This is a genomic window from Zhongshania sp. (assembly GCF_041623545.1).
GTDB lineage: Bacteria > Pseudomonadota > Gammaproteobacteria > Pseudomonadales > Spongiibacteraceae > Spongiibacter.
Map to the genome: position 1 here is coordinate 1 of NZ_JBFJWS010000223.1, position 5,403 is coordinate 5,403.

At 49.2% G+C, this 5,403-nt stretch carries 5 protein-coding genes; all 5 read left to right on the plus strand.

The genetic code is table 11. The features are described from left to right. The first annotated feature begins 102 nt into the window (after window positions 1-102). Window positions 103-531: a hypothetical protein gene (locus ABYT30_RS15015; RefSeq protein ID WP_373097338.1), complete on the plus strand. Its 429-nt coding sequence runs from the start codon at window positions 103-105 to the stop codon at window positions 529-531. A 114-nt stretch (window positions 532-645) separates the two neighbouring features. Beyond that, on the plus strand, window positions 646-1,986 hold the full coding sequence (locus ABYT30_RS15020) for an alpha/beta fold hydrolase (RefSeq protein ID WP_373077459.1): 1,341 nt from the start codon (window positions 646-648) through the stop codon (window positions 1,984-1,986). A 78-nt stretch (window positions 1,987-2,064) separates the two neighbouring features. After that, entirely contained in the window at window positions 2,065-3,282 is a 1,218-nt protein-coding gene (locus tag ABYT30_RS15025) for a CaiB/BaiF CoA transferase family protein (RefSeq protein WP_373077461.1), read from the plus strand. Window positions 3,283-3,532: 250 nt separating this feature from the next. Continuing rightward, a complete protein-coding gene (gene npdG / locus ABYT30_RS15030; RefSeq protein WP_373097339.1) occupies window positions 3,533-4,207 on the plus strand; it encodes an NADPH-dependent F420 reductase in 675 nt (224 codons plus the stop codon). Window positions 4,208-4,674: 467 nt separating this feature from the next. After that, the coding region (locus ABYT30_RS15035) for a TonB-dependent receptor plug domain-containing protein (protein WP_373097340.1) at window positions 4,675-5,403 on the plus strand (729 nt) is incomplete at its 3' end.

Consider the following 5,403-nt stretch of genomic DNA (forward strand, 5'->3'; position numbering starts at 1 on the left):
CACCGCGGAATAAGCAGTCGAGAGTAGGTTGAAATAGGCTGGGTACGCCGGATTTTTAGCCTACTCTTACGCTAAATTACTAATAAAAACGGGAATAATAAAATGCCGCATAGCAAACTTGATGACCTGCCTAATGGCGGAGATCGCTGGCCCGCAATTGGTCGTGAAGGCTTTAAAACGGTTAAGTGGGGTGATATGGAGGTGGGTTACACCACCCTTAACGAACCCCTTGATTGCAGCGATTCGTATAAATTTGGTGGTCTACCGGGTGGCGTTTGCCCATGCCCCCATTACGGCTATTTGTTTGAAGGCCGTATCCGCGTTAAATACCCTGGTTCCGATTGGCCAGATGAAGTCATTGAGGCTGGCGAAGCGTATTTTGTACCTTCGGGTCACGTATTGATTTATGAACTACCGAAAACCCGATGCTTTGAACTTAATCCCGCCCATGCTCTGGAGTCGTGCTTAACCGCGATGGAGAAAGCGGTAATAAAAGCGCAAGCAGCTGGCGATTTAGATATAGAAGATTAACCGGTGGGTGCACTGTAGATATTTCAGTTTGCGTGGCAGGCTTAACCCTGTCGCTAAAATGAAACCGAATCTTATGTGTGCTTATACGCCGAACCATTTTGGGAGATAGGAAAAATGGCTGAGTTAAATTTTCAAGGGTTTGGGGGCATTCACATTGCCGGAAGCGCCTTCGGATCACCTGAAGATCCACCGGTATTACTGCTGCCACCTTCTGGTCAAACCAAGGAGTTTTGGTATGGGTCTGCGGCGGCCTTGGCCAATGCTGGTCGTTACGCAATATGCATTGACATGCGCGGCCATGGCGATAGTGGCCACTCTCCCGAAGGCAATTACGATCTCGAATCCTATAGCGCCGATTTGCAAGTTGTGCTCGCCGGTTTACCGAGTCGTGCCTTTGTTGTGGCTGCCGGTTTGGGCGCGCTCATTGCAATTCAAGCTATAGGCGACGGCGCACCGAATTTAGTATCGGGCATGGCCTTGATGGACGCGAATATATGGGTTGATCAAGCTGTCGCGAAGCGCATGGGTGACTCAATGCGCAGTCGTATTAGCTCTTTTAGCGATCCAGAAAAAGTGGTTGCGGCAATAGCGGCGGCGTATCCGGCCGAACCTCGCCCAGAGCTTACCGAGCGTATTTTGTCTGCTTATAAACGGGGCGCTGACGGTAGCTTAGTGTGGCGTGGCGACGCGAGAGTGCTTTCCTCTGATCGGGATATGTCAGACATGGAGAAAAGCCTGACAGACGCTGCTTCTAAAATTGCTACCCCTGTTACCTTGATTCGCGGTTCGCTCAACGAGACCGTTACGGGTGAAACCGTGCTGAGACTCCAGTCTTTGATTAAGGGTGCTGAAGTCGCAGAAGTTGAAGGCGCGGGTCATTACGCTGCTATCGATCGTGAAGATGCCTTTAACTCAATTTTGCTCGACTTTTTAGAGCGCAAGGCACCCCGTCAGCCACTGCAGTATATCAGTGGATCTGAACCCCGAATTTTGCGTGATGCTTTGGGGTGTTTCGGTACAGGTGTCACCATCGTTACGACGATTGATGACGAAGGCAACCCGCTTGGTCTCACCGCGAACAGCTTTACCTCAGTGTCGCTTGATCCGCCGCTAGTATTGTTTTCTCTTGCTAAGAGTTCTGCAAACTTGGCGACCTTTGAAAAAGTCGGACGTTTTGCGATTAATGTTTTACATATTGGTCAGCAACCGGCGGCCTGGCGTTTTACTCAGCGCGACGTCGATCGTTTTGAGGGCGTGGACTGGGCCGTTCATGAAGAGGGTGGCTCACCGATATTGGCAGGCTCACTTGCGTCTTTTGATTGCAGCACCCATGCAATACATGACGGTGGCGATCATCTAATCTTTGTTGGAAAAGTAAATCACGCGTGGTTTGAGCCACATCGTGATCCACTGTTGTATTTCCGCGGTCGCTTCCAGCGCTTGCATTTTGCTTAGTGAAAGCAATGTGGCTTGGTTTTTTATTTTTTAGACACAGTTTTATGCGCGTAATAATGCGTTGAAGAGGCTATTGAAATGACACAGATTTTTGAGGGTGTACGAGTAGTTGAATTGGCACAGTATGTATTTGTGCCTGCAGCGGGTGCTCTGTTGGCGGATCATGGTGCCGAAGTGATTAAGGTTGAAACACCTGGCTTGGGTGACCCTTACCGGACATTGAAAATTGGTGACGGCCGTGAAACGGCCAACGCTAATTTATCAATGGAGCAAAACAATCGTGGCAAGAAAAGCGTCGCAATCGATTTGAAAACTGAAGAAGGCCGCGAGATTTTACTGCGTTTAGTCGCGACTGCTGATGTGTTTTTGACGAGTCTACGGCCTCGGGCGCTTAAGTCTTTGCGGCTCGATCCTGAAGATTTGATGGCGGTTAATCCTAAGCTTATTTATGCGCGGGGCAACGGATTGGGGTATAAAGGCGAGGAGTACGACAAGGCTGGATACGACGCTTCTGCATTTTGGGCGCGGGGCGGTTTTGCTGATCTGTTAACCGCACCGGATGCAGAAATCACCACTCGCCCACGTCCGGCACTTGGCGACCACACTAGTGCGATGTCTCTATTAGCGGCAGTTTCTTCTGGCCTGTTCCGTCGCGAGCGTTCCGGTAAGGGCATGGTAGTAGAAACCTCGCTGTTACAAAATGCAGCATGGGTACTATCTTCAGATTTGGTCATTGCGTTAAGTAATCCGAATTACGATCCCCATGCTGGCTTTAGTTCTGGACACAAAGCACCTTTGATGCGGGCGTATAAAACCAGTGATGGTCGTTGGATTCAGTTGATGTTGCTGGCACCAGAAAAGCCATGGCCTGAGCTGTGCGCGATGTTAGAGCGGCCAGAACTAGAAAATGACCCCAAGTTTGTTAATAACGAAGCGCGCATGGAAAATGGTGCTGAACTGTGTGACATCATCGCGAAATGCATTGGCTCGCGTACTTGGGAAGAGTGGGCTCCGCTATTTTTTGCATGGAATGCGCCCTGGGAATTGATTAGCACCATCCATGAATTGGGAGAAGATCCCCAGCTTAAGGCCGCTGGAACTGTATTCCCAATGGAATTGAAAAATGGCCACAGTGTTAATGTCGTTGCTGGACCAATTGGCTTTGATGAACAGTGTGCACCGCTGAACCCAGTCGGCTCTCCAGAGCTTGGTGAGCACAGCGACGAAGTGCTCGCCGGTATTGGGTATAGCGCCGATGAACTCGCTACACTGCGTAGTAGTAAGGTTATCGATTAATCGTACGCGCCAGTTGCTGATTTAAAAAGCCAGTTGTTGCCGCCGAAAGGCGATAACTGGCCATTCATTTAGTAACCCCCCCTAAAGTAGTTCCTAGTCTACGCTAGGAGAGCTTTGCAGCGCGGATTCATTGCCGTTCAAAGTGATTAGTAAAAATTTTTATTGATAAATTTCCCGTCATTTATTGCTGGGTATTTGTCACTTGCTGGGTTTTCACAAGTGACTGTCATTAACGTAAATAGGGTTAGCAATGAGCGAGTCAAAACTTATCGCCGTATTGGGCGGCACAGGAAATTTAGGTGGTGGTCTAGCTGGGCGTTGGCTGCAAGCGGGCTATAGGGTGGTAATTGGTTCTCGTACCGCTGAAAAAGCCCAGCAGGCTGCTACAGAGCTGAGCGCGATGCTAAATGCACGCGGCGTAGACAATATTAATGTCGAGGCTGCGGACAACCGCGCTGCTGCGGCATCCGCAGATATCGTTGTATTGACCGTGCCCTTTGCTCACCATGCGTCCACGCTCAATGACGTGCGTGATGTTGTACAGGGCAAAATACTCATCGATGTCACAGTTCCCTTGGTGCCACCTAAAGTTGCCCGCGTACAGTTGCCGGAGGAAGGTTCCGCCGGCCAAATTGCTCAGAAAATTCTTGGCGAAGGTGTCAGTGTGGTGTCCGCCTTCCAAAACGTAGCTGCGGTGCACTTACAAGATGGAAGTGATTTGGAGTGCGACGTACTGGTCTGCGGTGATAGTAAAGAGGCGCGGGCAGTAGTTATTGAACTGGTTGAAGCCGCTGGTCTGCGCGGCTTTCACGCTGGCAGTATAGCCAATGCGGCCGCGGTAGAAGCGATGACGTCACTGCTGATCTTTATAAACAAGCAGTATAAGTGTCACTCAGGGATAAAACTTACTGGGCTTGATGTATAGCGATCAGTTACGGCGATTTTTCGCCTTGTGGCGCTTGTATAGTGTTAGTTCTGTCGCTCTGCTAAGGTCACTTATACGTGGTATTAGCAGAGCGTCTCTGAGTCTAAAAGATTGATCGGGTTTGTCGCCAAAAATAGATTTAGATATAAGTAACAACAACTTGGCCGGTGACGACCGCTATCTAATAAGATGTGATTCGCATAAAACTTTTGCCTGGATGGTCATCAAAACCGATAACACCCTGAGGTGTTAGGCGCGTATGCATAATCGGCGAAAATTCACGTTGTTCTGCGTCATTTTTTCAGTAGTTAAAACGGCCCTCCCTTAAGCAAAAAAATATTACTGACGCGGGGCTGACTAATTTATCAGGTTTATCAGGTACTTATTAAACTAGTGAAATATTACTGTTTATTAATGCAATGGATCTGGTGTATTCTTTTTAAAAGATAAAAATAATAGGAAAGATTATGTTTAAAAATAAACCATTAAATTGCCTCGGATATATATTGCCGTGCGTGCTGTTCGCCAATAATAGCTTTGTATTTGCAGAGGTTAAGAAGCACGCACAGCTTGAAGAAGTGATAGTCACCGCGCAGAAGCGCGAGCAGAATCTCCAAGACGTGCCCATGGCTGTTACTGCTATGACCCGAACCTTTCTTGAAGATAATGGCATCACTAATGTGTCGGATCTGGCTAAAATGGTGCCGTCTTTACAGCTCTCGGAAAAGGCGGAGCCCAGCCAAGTGACAATTCAAGTTCGAGGTGTCGGCACGCTCGTGCCCGGTATGTCGCTTGAGTCTAACGTATCGGTAGTGGTGGATAATGTTCCCTTGGCGCGCAATGAAATGGCGAGCTTTGAGTTCGCGGATTTAGAGCGTATAGAGGTGTTGCGTGGTCCCCAAGGAACGCTGTTCGGTAAAAATGCAACGGCAGGCTTAGTCCACGTTATAAGCCGCGACCCAGCTCCGGAGTTCGAAGCCTTTGTAAAGGCCAATGTAGAACAGCGAGAATCGTGGGCTGGTGGTATGGCCAGCTCGGCGTTTGGCGTCAGTGGCCCTCTCACAGAAACCTTGGGTGGACGCTTGACCGGCTATGTGAAGCGTACCGAAGGCTTTTACGTCGATGTGCTCAATGATAACGCGACTGGGCCAAATTCTGATTTCGGCGGTGCCAGAGGCAAGCTGATGTGGACCCCG